We start from the raw sequence: 14,699 nt of genomic DNA, 5'->3' as shown, positions 1-14,699 counted from the left end.
TTTACATTTTTCTGAACTTGTTATAAGATAATTGTTGGCTAACTAAAGGGGTGGAATGATGAAAAATACGTGGCGTGAGTTAAGGGAGATGGACCGTAACGTATGGATTCGATTTATTGGAGAGACGTTAAATGGAATTGCAATGATGATGTTAATGCCTTTTTTTGCATTATATTTAAAAGATAAGGTAGATTCGTTGTTGGAAGTTGGGGTTATTATGGCGCTTTCTCCAATTGCTGCAAGCTTTGGATCACTTATAGGAGGGAGAATTGCTGACATATATGGAAGAAAGCCTATTATGATATTTTCTATGGCAAGTAATGCATTATTAATGCTCGGTTTTCTATTTATAGAAGGATTTATTCCATATGCAATTTTATCTATTTTTTTAGGGTTGAGTAATTCTTTATTTCATCCAGCTGCATCAGCTATGGTCGCGGATGTAACGGCACCAGAAAAAAGAACAGAGGCATATGGTTTATTACGAATGGGACACAATATAGGTGCTGCGATTGGTCCGATAATGGGAGCATCAGTAGTTGTGTTGTCAAAGAATCTTGTGTTTATTATTGCCTCTTCTACAATGCTATTTTATGCGTTACTTGTATTACTTCTTATTCAAGAGACGATGCCAAAGAGCATAGATAAGGAAGAACATAAAGAAAAGGAATCTGGGGCAGTTTGGAAAATTGTAATGCGAGATAAGGCATTAATGATTTACTTATTAGCAGGTATTATCATTTCGATGGGGTTTTCTCAAACGGAAGGCATGCTGCCACTACATTTTGATAATGAAATGAAGCGTATTTTTGGAACGAATAATCCATATCCATATTTAATGGCGTTAAACGGACTATTAGTTGTTTTATTCCAGTTTCAAATTTCAAAATGGGCTACGGATAAACCAGTTGGGAAGACGATGTTATATGGTGCATGTTTATTCGGGATTGGATTATTTTTTATAGGGTGGTTACCGAAGTGGTTTGGAGAATTTAATACAAATGCTACAATTATTTTAATAACACTACTGTTCGTTTATGCTATATATACGTTAGGTGAAATGATTATGTCGCCTGTACAGATGACATTTGTAGCAAATTTGGCCCCTGAGCATTTGAGAGGGACTTATATGGGAGCTGCAAGTTTGCAGTGGATTACAGGAAGCGCATTTGGCCCACTTTTGGGAGGTTTTTTATTAGATCGGTTACTTGGTCACCTTCTATTTACAATTTTAGCTGTAGGATGTGTAGTTGCAGGTATTGTATATGTTTCTTTAGATCGCCTTGTTGAGCAAAGGCAAAAAGACACACTAACCAAACAATCTTCTTAGTGAATAGGTGACATACACAAAAAAGGGGATTTCTACATATTTTAGGTACATAACTAGATTAGATTGCCATTTTATTTTGTGTACCTATATAGAAAATGAAATGAAAAACCAATAAGTGATGTTATTTAATTATTTATGGAAGTTACATTTTATTTCAAATAGGAACTACCTATTTTTATAAAAAGTGCTAAAATAGAAAAATGAAAACAATTGGTTAGGGTGATTTCATTGACGAAAATTAAATTAGGTTTATTATATGGTGGAAAATCAGCTGAGCATCAAGTTTCGCTACAGACGGCTCTTGCTGCTATTAAAGCGTTAAATCAAGATAAATTCGAGATTCATCCAATTTATATTACAGAACAAGGTCAATGGGTACGCGGTGAGCGTATTGAAGGCGAAGTAACAGATGTTGAAGCTTTAAAAATGAGCGGTGCAGAAAATGCGATTTCTCCGTTATCATTAAGTACAGAAATTATCCCATCTGCAGCTTCTGAGGAGAACGCTATTGACGTTATTTTCCCATTACTACATGGACCAAACGGTGAAGATGGAACGGTTCAAGGACTATTAGAATTAATGAATATCCCTTATGTAGGAAATGGTGTTCTAGCATCATCTGCTGGTATGGATAAAGTTGTTATGAAAAACATCTTTGCAGAGGCTGGTTTAAAACAAACAAAATATGCATCCTTCATTCGTAGTGCATGGGAGAAAAATCGTGAGGAAGCTTATTCTAAAGTAGAAGATAAGTTAGGATATCCTTGCTTCGTAAAACCAGCGAACCTTGGTTCAAGTGTTGGTATTAATAAGTGTAAAAATCGTGAAGAACTTGAGGATGCATTTGTAGAGGCATTCCAATTTGATCGCAAAATTATTGTAGAAGAAAATATTGTAGGTCGTGAAGTAGAAGTTGGGGTACTAGGTAATGATGAGCCGAAATGTTCAGTTGTAGGTGAAATCGTTCCGAAAAAGGACTTCTATGATTATAAGTCGAAATATATCGATGGTGATACGGCGCTAATTATTCCAGCTGAAATGACAGAAGAAGAATCTAATGTAATTAAGCGTGATGCGATTATTGCATTCCAATCATTAGACGGTGCAGGTTTAACGCGAGCTGATTTCTTCTTAACGAAAGATGGAGAAGTGTATATTAACGAAGTAAACACAATGCCAGGATTTACACCGTTCAGTATGTTCCCTCTATTATGGCAACATACTGGGTTACCGTATCCAGAATTAATTGAAGAGCTAATTCGTTTAGCGATTGAACGTCACGAAGAAAAACAAAAAATTAAATATACAATCTAACAAAAAAGGAGGAAGCACTATTCGTAGGAATAGTGCTTCCTCTATGTAAGGAGCGTTTCTATATGATAAAGCGAATGTTAAAGCAAGTGGAACAGATGGTAAATGGTACTGGATTAGCAGAGCAATATGAGGGAATTACTATTCAAGGCGTGTCTATTGATACAAGAAAAATTGAAAAAGGAAACTTGTATGTTCCGATTCAAGGGGAGCGCTTCGATGGACATGCTTTTGTAGATAAAGCTGTTGAAAATGGAGCTGTGGCTACATTATGGATGAAAGATGTAGCGAATCCACCTGAGAATCTTCCGGTTATTTTTGTGGAAGACACGCTATCCGCATTGCAAATGTTAGCGAAAAACTATCGCGATCAATTGGATGTTAAAGTTGTAGGTGTAACGGGTAGTAATGGTAAAACATCTACGAAAGATATTGTAACAAGTCTTCTTGCGACTAAATTCAAAGTGCAAAAAACAGAAGGGAACTTCAATAACCATATCGGATTACCTCTTACCATTTTAAACTTAGAAGAAAATACAGAAGTAGCAGTATTAGAGATGGGTATGTCAAGCCGAGGCGAAATTGAATTCTTATCTAAGTTAGCTCGTCCTAATGCAGCTATCATTACGAATATTGGTGAGGCACATTTAATGGATTTAGGGTCTCGTGAGGCAATTGCTGAAGCGAAATTAGAAATTGTTACAGGGTTACAAGAAGGTGGCGTGTTCGTATATAACGGAGATGAGCCTTTATTAACGAATCGTGTTCCTGAAATGAATTTAGCAGCAGAAACGGTTACGTTTGGTGATGCAAGAGCAAACGATTATTATCCAACGACTGTAACATTACAAGCAACTGGGACACATTTCAAAATGAATAGAGATGAAAATATTTCATTCTACTTACCTGTGTTAGGAAAACATAATGTGTATAATACACTTGCTTCAATGGCAATTGCGAAACATTTTGGTGTAACGTGGGAAGAGATGAAAGAAGGTTTAGTAACACTTCAAATGACGGGCATGCGTATGGAAATTGTGAAAACAAATAGTGGTTTAACAATTATCAACGATGCTTATAATGCAAGTCCGACGGCTATGGAAGCAGCATTCCATTTAATGAATGGTTTAGATGGTTTTGCTAAAAAAATCGTTGTGCTCGGTGATATGTTAGAACTTGGAGATCAAGAAGTACAGTTCCATTATGAGGTAGGAAAATTAATCGATCCAGCAAAAATCTCGCATGTATTCACATACGGTAGATTAGGGGCTCAAATTGCTGAAGGAGCGAAAATTAATTTCCCTAATGAACGTGTAAAGGCGTATGATAATAAAGAAGAGTTAGTAAAAGATTTACAAGCAGTAGTCGATGTGAAAGATGTTGTATTAATAAAAGCATCTCGCGGTATGAAATTAGAAGAAGTAATTACGATGTTGAAATAATTGGTGTATATAAATAGGGATGATAGTTACGAAAATAGAAGAAACTTATAATAAGCGCTTACAGTAAATATAAAAAAATAAAAGTGAAGAAAAAAACTCTGAATATGAAAATAAGGTAACAGTTGGGTTTGCTTTTTACACATACAAAACTTATAATTGATAAAGTGTAATAACGTTTAGAAGTATTTTCGTGAAGAATATACGCCCGTTTATATACGTGAGCATTCAGGAAAAGGGCTTTTCCGCAAATTCGGAAAACGCCTTTTTTTAAATGATAAGTATAGGATAGAAAAGGAGAAGTAACATTGACAACATTTCGAGAATTAGGATTAAGTGATTCTTTACTGCAATCTGTTGAAAGTATGGGCTTTGAAGAGGCTACACCAATTCAAGCTGAAACAATTCCACATGCATTGCAAGGTAAAGATATTATTGGGCAAGCGCAAACAGGTACAGGGAAAACAGCAGCATTCGGATTACCACTATTAGATAAAGTGGATACACATAAAGAATCGGTTCAAGGTATTGTTATCGCGCCAACGCGTGAATTAGCAATTCAAGTTGGAGAAGAATTATACAAAATTGGTAAGCATAAACGTGTTCGCATTTTACCAATTTATGGTGGTCAAGATATTAACCGCCAAATTCGTGCTCTAAAAAAACACCCACACATTATTGTTGGTACGCCGGGTCGTATTTTAGATCATATTAACCGTAAAACACTTCGCCTGCAAAACGTAGAGACAGTTGTTCTTGACGAAGCGGATGAAATGTTAAACATGGGCTTCATTGAAGACATTGAAGCAATTTTAACAGATGTGCCAGAAACACATCAAACATTACTATTCTCAGCGACAATGCCGGATCCAATCCGCCGTATTGCTGAGCGTTTCATGACTGAGCCTCAACACATTAAAGTAAAAGCAAAAGAAGTAACAATGCCAAACATTCAGCAGTTCTATTTAGAAGTGCAAGAAAAGAAAAAGTTTGACGTGTTAACACGCTTATTAGATATTCAATCTCCAGAGCTTGCAATCGTATTCGGTCGTACAAAGCGTCGTGTTGATGAATTATCAGAAGCATTAAACTTACGTGGTTATGCTGCAGAAGGTATTCACGGTGATTTAACTCAGGCGAAACGTATGTCTGTATTACGTAAATTTAAAGAAGGTTCTATTGAAGTTCTTGTTGCAACAGACGTTGCTGCACGTGGTCTTGATATTTCAGGCGTAACGCACGTATATAACTTCGATATTCCACAAGATCCAGAATCATACGTTCACCGTATCGGTCGTACTGGTCGTGCAGGTAAAAAAGGTATTGCAATGCTATTTGTAACACCACGTGAATCAGGACAATTAAAAAATATCGAGCGTACAACAAAACGTAAAATGGACCGTATGGATGCACCGACACTTGACGAGGCATTAGAAGGTCAACAACGTTTAATCGCTGAAAAGCTTCAAAGCACAATTGAAAATGAAAACTTAGCATACTACAAGCGTATTGCAGAAGAAATGTTAGAAGAAAATGACTCTGTAACAGTAGTAGCTGCTGCTTTAAAAATGATGACTAAAGAGCCGGATACAACTCCGATCGCTTTAACATCAGAACCACCTGTTGTTTCAAGAGGCGGCGGTTCTAAAAAACGCGGCGGTAACGGAGGCGGATACCGTGATGGTAACCGTAATCGTAGTCGTGATGCACGCGGCGGTGGCGATGGACGTAATCGTGACCGTAACCGTGATGGACGTAATCGTGACGGAAACCGTGATCGCAATCGTGATGGTGGTAGTCGTGGTCGTAGAGGTGAAGGCCAAGGTCGCCCTGGTTCTTCAAATGGACGCGGCGAAAGAAAACATCATAGCCGTCCACAAGCTTAATAAAAAAAGAGAATGCCCTTTGCGGGCATTCTCTTTTTTTATTTCTATAATTGTGCATACTACATAATAGTTATGATAGAAAAGGGGCTGTTATATGCTTGTAAGGCTTGGTTACGTTGCGATGAGTGTACATTTGAAGAATGCATCTCCATCTCAAACGATGACGTATGCACAGTTTCAGAAATTAAATGATCGTGCTGCTGCAATTCGTAAACTTGAAAGAATTGCTAATTCCAATTTAGAAAATTGTTTACGTTTATTAAAGCATAATAAAGGGCATGACATATCTTTCTTTCGGCTCAGTTCAAAGCTCATTCCTTTAGCGAATCATGAGGAATTGCTAGAGTGGAACTATATTCGTCCTTTAAAAGAAAATTTAAAAAAACTAGGTGAATATGCAGTTCATATGAATATGAGAATTGATTTCCATCCAGATCATTTTGTTGTACTAAATTCACCTGAGGAGAGTGTTTTTAAACAATCTGTAAAAACATTGCAGATGCACAAAAAATTATTAAAAGGCATGGGGATTGAACATAAGCAACGATGTGTACTGCATGTCGGAGGAGGATATAAAGATAAAGAACTTGCATTAGAGCGCTTTATAGAGAATTGGTCTAATGTCCCAAGGGGTATTCAAGAAATGATTATATTAGAAAATGATGATACAACCTTTACGTTAGAGGAAACATTATATTTAGGAGAAAAATTAGATATTCCCGTCGTATTTGACTTGCATCACCATATGATGAATAATGAGCAAGAAGATTGGTATGAAGATTGGGCACGTGTCGTTCATACGTGGGAAACGTCTTTGTTGCCGGTTAAAATGCATATCTCTAGCCCTAGAGAGGGAAAAGATCCAAGAGCTCATGCAGATTATATTAATGTAGAGGCATTTTTATCTTTTTTAAGAAGGATAAAGGGAAGTGTTCCGCAAATTGATTGTATGATTGAGGCGAAGATGAAGGATGAGTCTTTATTTCAATTAATGAGAGATTTAAGTGAACAAGTAGATGTAGAAATTATCGATGGTGCAAGCTTTTATATTAAATAAGCTTTGCACCATCGTTTTTTTTGGTTAAAAAAGGGGTTAAAATGCCACCGGTTATTAAACCTGTTAAATGACTGATCGGATTGGCAGAAGGGTTAAAGAAAGTAAATAGTAGTAATAGAAGAATCATAATTGAGAAAATGGCAATTTCTTTTGGTTTTGAAGAGCGGTATCGATTGTACAATAAAAATAACTGTGCACCTAATAGTCCGAAAATACCACCTGATGCACCTGCGTGAATATATTCAAGCGGCATAATAATATAAGAAGAAATATTTCCAGAAATTCCAGAGAGAAAAAATAGAATAAAAAAAGAAAAGTGTCCGAGTTGCTTTTCGATAGAAGAACCAAGAGCAAACAAAAAAATACTATTAGAAAGAAAATGTTGTAAGTCTACGTGTACGAGAAGAGAAGTTATGACACGCCACCATTCTCCTTTAGCGATATATTCATTAGAGGCTGCCAGTGGTAAGAGAAAAAAGTCGCCTAATATCATCATGACTAAATGAATAAGAAGTAAGGTAAGAATAGTCGGTTGTAAAGAAATATGAGTGGATCTTATTAGCATACGGTTACTTTCACCCCTTTTGCATCAGAAAGATTCTCTGTTATTCTTATCAATATGAAAGAAGAAAGTTAAATAGAAGAAGGGGATTTCGAAATGATTATAGGGATTGGTATCGATATTATTGAATTAAATCGTATTGAAAAAATGCTAGATGGAAAGCTTAAATTTATGGAACGTATTTTAACGGAAAATGAACGTAATGTTGCTATGGAGCTGAAAGGAAGTCGCCTTACAGAGTTTGTAGCTGGAAGGTTTGCAGCGAAAGAGGCGTATTCAAAAGCTGTAGGTACTGGTATCGGAAAAGAAGTGAGTTTTTTAGATATTGAAGTGAAAAATGATGAAAGAGGTAAGCCAATTCTGATTACAAGTACAGAGTATATTGTTCATTTATCAATTAGTCATAGTAAGGAATTTGCTGTTGCTCAAGTTGTTTTAGAAAGCTCGTCACGCTAGTCTGCATATTTTATATCTTTGTCTCATATATTTGAGGTAGCGATAAGGAAGGTACATCTTCCATTCATTTATAGGGGCAAAGGGGCTGAATTGATGAAAAGGCGTCTGTTTTTAGTTCTTGTCGGTTTGTTGACCGTTTTTGTGTTGGCGGGTTGTGTGGAAAAGAAGCAAGATGATGTCGTGAGAGATTTAGAATCAAAAGTAAAAGGGATGAAAAGTTATCAAGCTGAGGCAAAATTATCTATTAAAACAGGCAATGAGCCTCAAGAGTATAACGTAGAGATTTGGCATAAGGAACCGTCTTTTTATCGTGTGAATTTAAAGAATGCAAAAAAAGATCAGAGCCAAATTATTTTGAGAAATGAAGAAGGTGTATTTGTATTAACGCCAGCACTTAATAAGAGCTTCCGTTTTCAAAGTGATTGGCCGCAAAATAGTAGCCAGGCTTATTTATATGAATCACTTGTAAGAGATATTTTGCAGGACAAGAAAAACCTTACTTTTGAGAAAACAGATAAGTATTATATTTTTAAAACAAAAACAAACTATCAACATCAAAATATGTTGCCGAGACAAGAGATTACATTGAATAAGAGCGACTTGACTCCAGTTTCAGTGAAGTTACTGGATAATGATCAAAATGTTCTTGTGAAAGTAGATTTCTCTAAAGTGAAATTCGATGCGAAATTTGATAAAGGTGCATTTGATACGAAACAAAATATGTCTAGAGCACAGGTAGATGTTCAAACAACAGCGAAAGAAGACAAACCGTTTGCTATTTTGTATCCACTTGATACACCACAAGGTATGACTCTGAAAGATGAAAAAGAGTTGAAGACAGACAGTGGCAAGCGTGCGATACTCACATACACTGGAAATAAGAAATCCTTTACTTTAATACAAGAAAAGGCAAAAGTTGCAGAGGCATCATCAGCGGTAAGTGTAAGTGGAGAACCAGTTGATCTTGGGTTTACGATTGGTGCATTGACGAAAGACTCTGTAACGTGGTCGCATAACGGAGTAGAATATATGCTCGTGTCTAAAGGTTTAGAGCCGAAGGAGCTGTTAATGGTTGCTCGTTCAGTTACAGCGAAGCAGGTGAAGTAAACTTCTTAGACGTGGTGATATATGTGCACCACGTCTTTTCTTAGTTTGAAGGTGGATTTCATAAAAGAAGCATATAAAAGAATAAGCTTCGCATATCGTGTATAAGGAAGTGTATTTATGGAAGAAGCACCATTTTACCGTGACACTTGGGTGGAAGTGGATTTAGATGCCATTTATAACAACGTTACACATATTAAAGAGTTCATCCCAAGTAATGTAGAGATTTTTGCTGTAGTTAAAGCAAACGCATATGGGCACGATTATGTACCGGTGGCTAAAACGGCATTAGAAGCAGGTGCAACAAGGTTAGCTGTTGCTTTTTTAGATGAAGCTTTAGTGCTTCGGAGGGCTGGTATTACTGAACCGATTTTAGTGTTAGGTCCCTCGCCGCCGCGTGATGTAAATGTAGCTGCTGAAAATGATGTAGCGCTAACTGTTTTTCAAAAAGAATGGGTGGAAGAAGCAATTAAACTTTGGGATGGTTCATCTGTAATGAAATTCCATATTAACTTTGATAGTGGTATGGGGAGAATTGGAATACGTGAAAGAAAAGAGCTAAAAGAATTTTTAAAGAGTTTAGAGGGTGCACCGTTTTTAGAGTTAGAAGGAGTATACACGCATTTTGCAACGGCAGATGAGGTTGAGACTTCGTATTTTGATAAGCAATATAACACGTTCTTGGAGCAGTTAAGTTGGTTGAAAGAATTCGGAGTGGATCCTAAGTTTGTTCATACAGCTAATAGTGCTGCGACGTTACGTTTTCAAGGGATTACATTTAATGCAGTGCGAATTGGGATTGCAATGTATGGATTATCTCCTTCTGTAGAAATACGTCCTTTTTTACCATTTGAATTAGAACCGGCGCTATCACTTCATACGAAAGTTGCTCATATTAAACAGGTAATTAAAGGTGATGGAATTAGTTATAACGTCACCTATCGAACGAAAGCTGAAGAATGGATTGCGACTGTAGCGATTGGCTATGCAGATGGGTGGCTTAGAAGGTTACAAGGATTTGAAGTGCTTATAAATGGTAAAAGGGTACCGATTGTAGGGCGAGTAACAATGGATCAGTTCATGATTCATCTTCCTTGTGAAGTGCCACTTGGTACGAAAGTTACGCTTATTGGAAGGCAAGGAGATGAGTATATTAGCGCTACAGAGGTTGCGGAATACTCAGGGACTATTAATTATGAAATTATTGCAACGATCAGTTTCCGTGTGCCAAGAATATTTATACGGAATGGTAAGGTTGTAGAGATAATTAATTACTTGAACAATATATAGAAGGTAGTATGATTGCTTCTTGTCATTGGAGTGACTGTTCATTGCTGGATAATAAGCTCTTTTTGATGAGAAGCTTTTTACTTATAATCATTTTTTATATAAGTTGCACGTAAGTTTTGAAGAGGAGTTCTATTGTTTTTAGTTAGTTATGAGATAAAAAATTTAAGAAGATGAATGTTTTGTTTGTGAATTGGAAAACATAAGCAAGGAATAAGGAAGTCTTTGCAACAGGCTCCATACAATGGTATTATTACAATAGGTGTCATATATATATTTGGGTGTGTAGTTGACGGTGGAGGTGTATTTTTGTGTCCGAATCAAGTGTAACTACTGAAATCGTGGTTCGGTTGCCAAAGCAAATGGTAACGGAATTGGACGGAATTGGAAAACAAGAGAATAAGAATCGCCATGAACTAATTTGCCAGGCAACACAATTGTTATTGCGTCAACATAAGACGAAGAAACGCTACCAACATGAATCAATGCGACGTGGGTACATTGAAATGGGAAAAATTAATCTTGGTATTGCATCTGAAGCTTTCTTAGCAGAGTATGAAGCAGCTCATACAGTAGAACGCTTAGTTAGCGGGGGGTAATATTTTGATTGTAAAACGCGGCGACGTGTATTTTGCAGACCTTTCCCCAGTTGTTGGTTCTGAGCAAGGAGGCGTTCGTCCGGTTCTTGTCATTCAAAATGACATCGGAAATCGTTTTAGTCCAACGGTGATTGTAGCGGCTATTACTGCACAGATTCAAAAAGCGAAATTACCCACTCATGTGGAAATTGATGCGAAAAAGTATGGTTTTGAGAGAGATTCTGTTATTTTACTTGAGCAGATTCGAACAATCGATAAGCAACGCTTAACGGACAAAATCACTCATTTGGATGAAGTGATGATGAGTCGTGTAGATGAAGCGTTACAAATTAGTTTAGGACTAATAGATTTTTAAATCGGCAGTTTAAGTTGCTCTCTTTGAAGGGCAACTTTTTTTATTATAGAGGAGGTTACGGTTGTATATGGAAATGGTAGATAATCGACAAGCGTTAATGAAAATGTTAGTGAAAGAATTAGGCTTTACCGAAAAGCAAGTTCGTCATGTTATTCAATTAACAGAAGAAGGTAACACAGTTCCATTTATTGCTCGTTACCGAAAAGAATGGACAGGCTCTTTAGATGAGGTGCAAATTCGTACGATTTTAGAGAGATGGCAATATATGATGCAACTTGAAGATAGGAAGGAAGAAGTTCTTCGTCTTATTGATGAGAAGGGGAAACTGACAGAAGAGCTACGACAGCAAATTGTTAAAGCTACAAAGTTGCAAGAAGTAGAAGATCTATATCGTCCATATAAAGAGAAAAGAAGAACGAAAGCGACAATTGCTAAAGAAAAAGGATTAGAACCATTAGCTGAATGGTTATTGTTATATAAGAAAGAAGATCCGGCTAAAAAGGCAGTGGAATTTATTAATGTAGAGAAAGAAGTGCAATCTGCAGAAGAAGCTTTACAAGGTGCACAAGACATTATTGCAGAAATGGTTTCAGATGAAGCTGCGTATCGTAGTTGGATTCGAAATGTTACTTTTAGAAAAGGTGTTATGTCTTCGTCCGTGAAAGATGAAGAAAAAGATGAAAAGAATATATATGAAATGTATTACAGTTATGAAGAACCATTGCAAAAAGTAGTACCACATCGTGTATTAGCAATGAATCGTGGCGAGAAAGAAGATATATTGAGAGTTGCTGTTGTTCCGCCAGTAGATGAGATAGTAACTTTTTTAAATAAGAAAGTAATTCGTGATAACGATTCGAAAAGTGCACATTATGTACAATTAGCGATTGAAGATGGTTATAAACGATTAATTCAATCTTCAATCGAAAGAGAAATTCGTAAAGAATTAACAGAAACAGCTGAAGAACAAGCGATACATATTTTCTCTGAGAACTTACGTAACTTATTATTACAACCTCCGATGAAAGGGAAAGTCGTGCTAGCGGTAGATCCGGCATATAGAACTGGTTGTAAATTGTCTGTAGTAGATGATACGGGGAAAGTACTACATATCGATGTTATTTATCCGCATCCACCTGTTCGTAAATATGATGATGCAAAAACGAAAGTTCTTTCTATTATAGATAAATATCAAGTTGAAATGATTGCAATTGGTAATGGGACAGCATCTAGAGAAACAGAAGAGTTTATAGTAGATGTATTACAAAGTGTGAACCGAGATGTCTTTTATATTATTGTAAATGAAGCGGGTGCTAGTGTATATTCAGCTTCTGATTTAGCTCGTGAGGAATTCCCAAATTTACAAGTTGAAGAGAGAAGTGCCGTTTCTATTGGAAGACGTCTGCAAGATCCACTTGCTGAACTTGTGAAAATTGATCCTAAATCAGTTGGGGTTGGACAATACCAACATGATGTATCTCAAAAGAGACTGAATGAGTCATTAACATTTGTAGTAGAAACAGCTGTTAACCAAGTTGGGGTTAATGTAAATACGGCTTCGGTTGCATTGTTACAATATGTTTCAGGTTTATCGAAAACTGTTGCGAAAAATATTGTGGCAAAGAGAGAAGAAGATGGGAAATTCACGAAGCGCACGGAATTAAAGAAAATCCCGCGTTTAGGTGCAAAGACGTATGAACAATGTATAGGTTTCTTACGTATACTAGAAGGAGCGAATCCATTAGATCGAACAGGTATTCATCCAGAGCAATATAAGAATGTTGAATTGTTATTGAAGAGTCTAGGGTTATCGATAGATGACGTAGGACAACCGCAATTACAAAAGAGATTGGAAGAAGTAGAGATTTCTAAGTTATCTCAAGAAACAGGAGTTGGGGAGCCGACGTTAGTTGATATTATAGATGCACTTATTAGTCCAGAAAGAGATATGAGGGATGAGTTGCCTAAACCACTTCTGAAAAAAGGGATTTTGAAATTAGAAGATTTAAAACGTGGTATGGAATTAGAAGGAACAGTTCGTAACGTTGTTGATTTTGGTGCTTTTGTTGATGTTGGCGTAAAGCAAGATGGTTTAGTACATATTTCTAAACTTAGCAAACAGTTTGTAAAGCATCCGTTAGATGTTGTATCAGTAGGGCAAATTGTAAAAGTATGGGTAGATGATATTGATACAAAAAAAGGACGCGTTGCACTATCTATGTTGCCGATTGAATAGTAAGAGAAGAGAGCAGATGAAACTGCTCTTTTTTTTATGGAATAAAAAGTGTAATGGATTATGAGCTTTGATGTATTTTGCTATAATAAAACCAGCATTCATTTAATAATTTAATTTGATACCGGTTTTTTTCGAAATATGCACGTTGCATTTGTTTTTTTAGCCACGTAGGCATAGGAATCCCTCCTTGTTTAATCCTGCTCTCAAAAATCTAAAATGCTATTGATGAGAGGTTGGTGAGTGGATTTCTATTCATGTTTTGTTTTTAGAAACCACGCTTCTTACATGAGGATGGGTATATGTACTATTTAATATATGTATAAGAAGGGAGAAAAGTGTAAAAATATTTTTTTGTTTAGGAGGAATGAGAGTGGATGAGCAAGAAATTCAGCGACTAGTGGAAGAAGTGTCACTACAATACTTTGAGATGCCGTTCTTACATAAAGCAGTGTTTAACAATAGATTACGTACAACTGGTGGGCGTTATTTATTGAAGAGTCATAATATCGAACTGAATTATCGATATTACGAAGTGTATGGTGAAGAAGAGTTAGTCGGGATTATTAAACATGAGCTTTGTCATTATCACTTACATATTGCAGGAAGAGGGTATAAGCACAGGGACAGGGATTTCCGTGAGTTGTTAAAGAAAGTTGAGGCACCACGTTTTTGTAAACAAATGATTAATGAAGAGAAGGAAAAAAAGATTTATAAGTATGAATGTATGGAGTGTTCACTTCAATATGTAAGAAGGCGTCAAATAAATACAAAAAGATATGTCTGTGGAAAGTGTAAAGGGAAACTCAAACCGATATCGAAAACATCTTGACAGTAAAAACGCAATCCAGTATATTATAAACATGTCACGTTTGAACAAGATGTTGTTAAAAACTTCTTGACTTACAGAGAGAATTTTTATAAGATACAAATTGTCTTCATTATTCCGCAGTAGCTCAGTGGTAGAGCTATCGGCTGTTAACCGATCGGTCGTAGGTTCGAGTCCTACCTGCGGAGCCATACAGAGAAGTACCCAAGTGGCTCAAGGGGCTCCCCTGCTAAGGGAGTAGATCGCTAACG

At 36.5% G+C, this 14,699-nt stretch carries 14 protein-coding genes and 2 tRNA genes (1 of these 16 cut by a window edge); 14 read left to right on the top strand and 2 right to left on the bottom strand.

The features are described 5' to 3' along the window. Positions 1 to 58 precede the first annotated feature (58 nt). The 5 genes from QCI79_RS12160 (at position 59) to uvsE (ending at position 7,023) form a co-directional block, all read left to right on the top strand. Positions 59 to 1,330, top strand: a complete 1,272-nt coding sequence (locus tag QCI79_RS12160) for an MDR family MFS transporter (protein WP_000799726.1) — start codon at positions 59 to 61, stop codon at positions 1,328 to 1,330. 228 nt (positions 1,331 to 1,558) lie between these two features. Next, positions 1,559 to 2,644, top strand: coding sequence for a D-alanine--D-alanine ligase (locus QCI79_RS12155; protein WP_021728552.1), 1,086 nt, complete (start codon positions 1,559 to 1,561; stop codon positions 2,642 to 2,644). A gap of 62 nt (positions 2,645 to 2,706) precedes the next feature. Continuing rightward, positions 2,707 to 4,083 carry a UDP-N-acetylmuramoyl-tripeptide--D-alanyl-D-alanine ligase gene (gene murF / locus QCI79_RS12150; RefSeq protein ID WP_000595961.1) on the top strand — a complete coding sequence of 459 codons (1,377 nt, stop codon included), beginning with the start codon at positions 2,707 to 2,709 and terminating at the stop codon, positions 4,081 to 4,083. A gap of 305 nt (positions 4,084 to 4,388) precedes the next feature. Beyond that, on the top strand, positions 4,389 to 5,966 hold the full coding sequence (cshA, locus tag QCI79_RS12145; protein WP_000206584.1) for a degradosome RNA helicase CshA: 1,578 nt from the start codon (positions 4,389 to 4,391) through the stop codon (positions 5,964 to 5,966). Between the two features lie 94 nt (positions 5,967 to 6,060). Further along, positions 6,061 to 7,023, top strand: coding sequence for a UV DNA damage repair endonuclease UvsE (gene uvsE / locus QCI79_RS12140; RefSeq protein ID WP_000961168.1), 963 nt, complete (start codon positions 6,061 to 6,063; stop codon positions 7,021 to 7,023). Here the strand turns inward: uvsE and QCI79_RS12135 are convergent. Continuing rightward, on the bottom strand, positions 7,016 to 7,588 hold the full coding sequence (locus QCI79_RS12135) for a rhomboid family intramembrane serine protease (protein WP_000908523.1): 573 nt from the start codon (positions 7,586 to 7,588) through the stop codon (positions 7,016 to 7,018). The genes uvsE and QCI79_RS12135 overlap by 8 nt on opposite strands. 93 nt (positions 7,589 to 7,681) lie before the next feature. On the opposite strand from QCI79_RS12135, the gene acpS reads away from it, so the two are divergent. The 6 genes from acpS to QCI79_RS12105 all read left to right on the top strand — a co-directional run bounded on the left by acpS (position 7,682) and on the right by QCI79_RS12105 (position 13,622). Beyond that, complete coding sequence (gene acpS / locus QCI79_RS12130; RefSeq protein WP_000583417.1) at positions 7,682 to 8,041, top strand: holo-ACP synthase; 360 nt, start codon at positions 7,682 to 7,684, stop codon at positions 8,039 to 8,041. A gap of 156 nt (positions 8,042 to 8,197) precedes the next feature. Then, positions 8,198 to 9,148: a LolA family protein gene (locus QCI79_RS12125; protein ID WP_002100659.1), complete on the top strand. Its 951-nt coding sequence runs from the start codon at positions 8,198 to 8,200 to the stop codon at positions 9,146 to 9,148. Positions 9,149 to 9,265: 117 nt separating this feature from the next. Beyond that, positions 9,266 to 10,435 carry an alanine racemase gene (gene alr / locus QCI79_RS12120; protein WP_000390616.1) on the top strand — a complete coding sequence of 390 codons (1,170 nt, stop codon included), beginning with the start codon at positions 9,266 to 9,268 and terminating at the stop codon, positions 10,433 to 10,435. Between the two features lie 308 nt (positions 10,436 to 10,743). After that, complete coding sequence (locus tag QCI79_RS12115; RefSeq protein ID WP_000004570.1) at positions 10,744 to 11,031, top strand: antitoxin EndoAI; 288 nt, start codon at positions 10,744 to 10,746, stop codon at positions 11,029 to 11,031. Between the two features lie 4 nt (positions 11,032 to 11,035). Next, positions 11,036 to 11,386, top strand: a complete 351-nt coding sequence (gene ndoA / locus QCI79_RS12110; RefSeq protein ID WP_000635965.1) for a type II toxin-antitoxin system endoribonuclease NdoA — start codon at positions 11,036 to 11,038, stop codon at positions 11,384 to 11,386. A gap of 67 nt (positions 11,387 to 11,453) precedes the next feature. Beyond that, positions 11,454 to 13,622, top strand: a complete 2,169-nt coding sequence (locus tag QCI79_RS12105; protein WP_000426236.1) for a Tex family protein — start codon at positions 11,454 to 11,456, stop codon at positions 13,620 to 13,622. 58 nt (positions 13,623 to 13,680) lie between these two features. Here QCI79_RS12105 and cmpA read toward each other — a convergent pair whose 3' ends face one another. Next, entirely contained in the window at positions 13,681 to 13,797 is a 117-nt protein-coding gene (cmpA, locus tag QCI79_RS12100; protein WP_001143642.1) for a cortex morphogenetic protein CmpA, read from the bottom strand. Between the two features lie 195 nt (positions 13,798 to 13,992). Here cmpA and QCI79_RS12095 point away from each other — a divergent pair, with 195 nt between their 5' ends. From QCI79_RS12095 to QCI79_RS12085, 3 genes are all read left to right on the top strand, one after another. Next, on the top strand, positions 13,993 to 14,451 hold the full coding sequence (locus QCI79_RS12095) for a SprT family protein (RefSeq protein ID WP_000344239.1): 459 nt from the start codon (positions 13,993 to 13,995) through the stop codon (positions 14,449 to 14,451). Positions 14,452 to 14,564: 113 nt separating this feature from the next. Beyond that, positions 14,565 to 14,639, top strand: a tRNA-Asn gene (locus QCI79_RS12090). 3 nt (positions 14,640 to 14,642) lie between these two features. Beyond that, positions 14,643 to 14,699, top strand: a tRNA-Ser gene (locus QCI79_RS12085); it runs 34 nt beyond the window's last position.

It is taken from the genome of Bacillus cereus group sp. MG1 (assembly GCF_040460035.1).
Lineage (GTDB): Bacteria > Bacillota > Bacilli > Bacillales > Bacillaceae_G > Bacillus_A > Bacillus_A cereus.
This window is presented reverse-complemented; position numbering and strand designations above follow the sequence as displayed.

What these genes read in the sequence shown, in the direction of transcription:
- QCI79_RS12160 (WP_000799726.1), top strand. Translation starts at nt 59, where the DNA reads ATGAAAAATACGTGGCGTGAGTTAAGGGAGATGGACCGTAACGTATGG.
- murF (WP_000595961.1), top strand. Translation starts at nt 2,707, where the DNA reads ATGATAAAGCGAATGTTAAAGCAAGTGGAACAGATGGTAAATGGTACT.
- uvsE (WP_000961168.1), top strand. Translation starts at nt 6,061, where the DNA reads ATGCTTGTAAGGCTTGGTTACGTTGCGATGAGTGTACATTTGAAGAAT.
- QCI79_RS12135 (WP_000908523.1), bottom strand. Translation starts at nt 7,588, where the DNA reads ATGCTAATAAGATCCACTCATATTTCTTTACAACCGACTATTCTTACC.
- acpS (WP_000583417.1), top strand. Translation starts at nt 7,682, where the DNA reads ATGATTATAGGGATTGGTATCGATATTATTGAATTAAATCGTATTGAA.
- alr (WP_000390616.1), top strand. Translation starts at nt 9,266, where the DNA reads ATGGAAGAAGCACCATTTTACCGTGACACTTGGGTGGAAGTGGATTTA.
- QCI79_RS12105 (WP_000426236.1), top strand. Translation starts at nt 11,454, where the DNA reads ATGGAAATGGTAGATAATCGACAAGCGTTAATGAAAATGTTAGTGAAA.
- cmpA (WP_001143642.1), bottom strand. Translation starts at nt 13,797, where the DNA reads ATGCCTACGTGGCTAAAAAAACAAATGCAACGTGCATATTTCGAAAAA.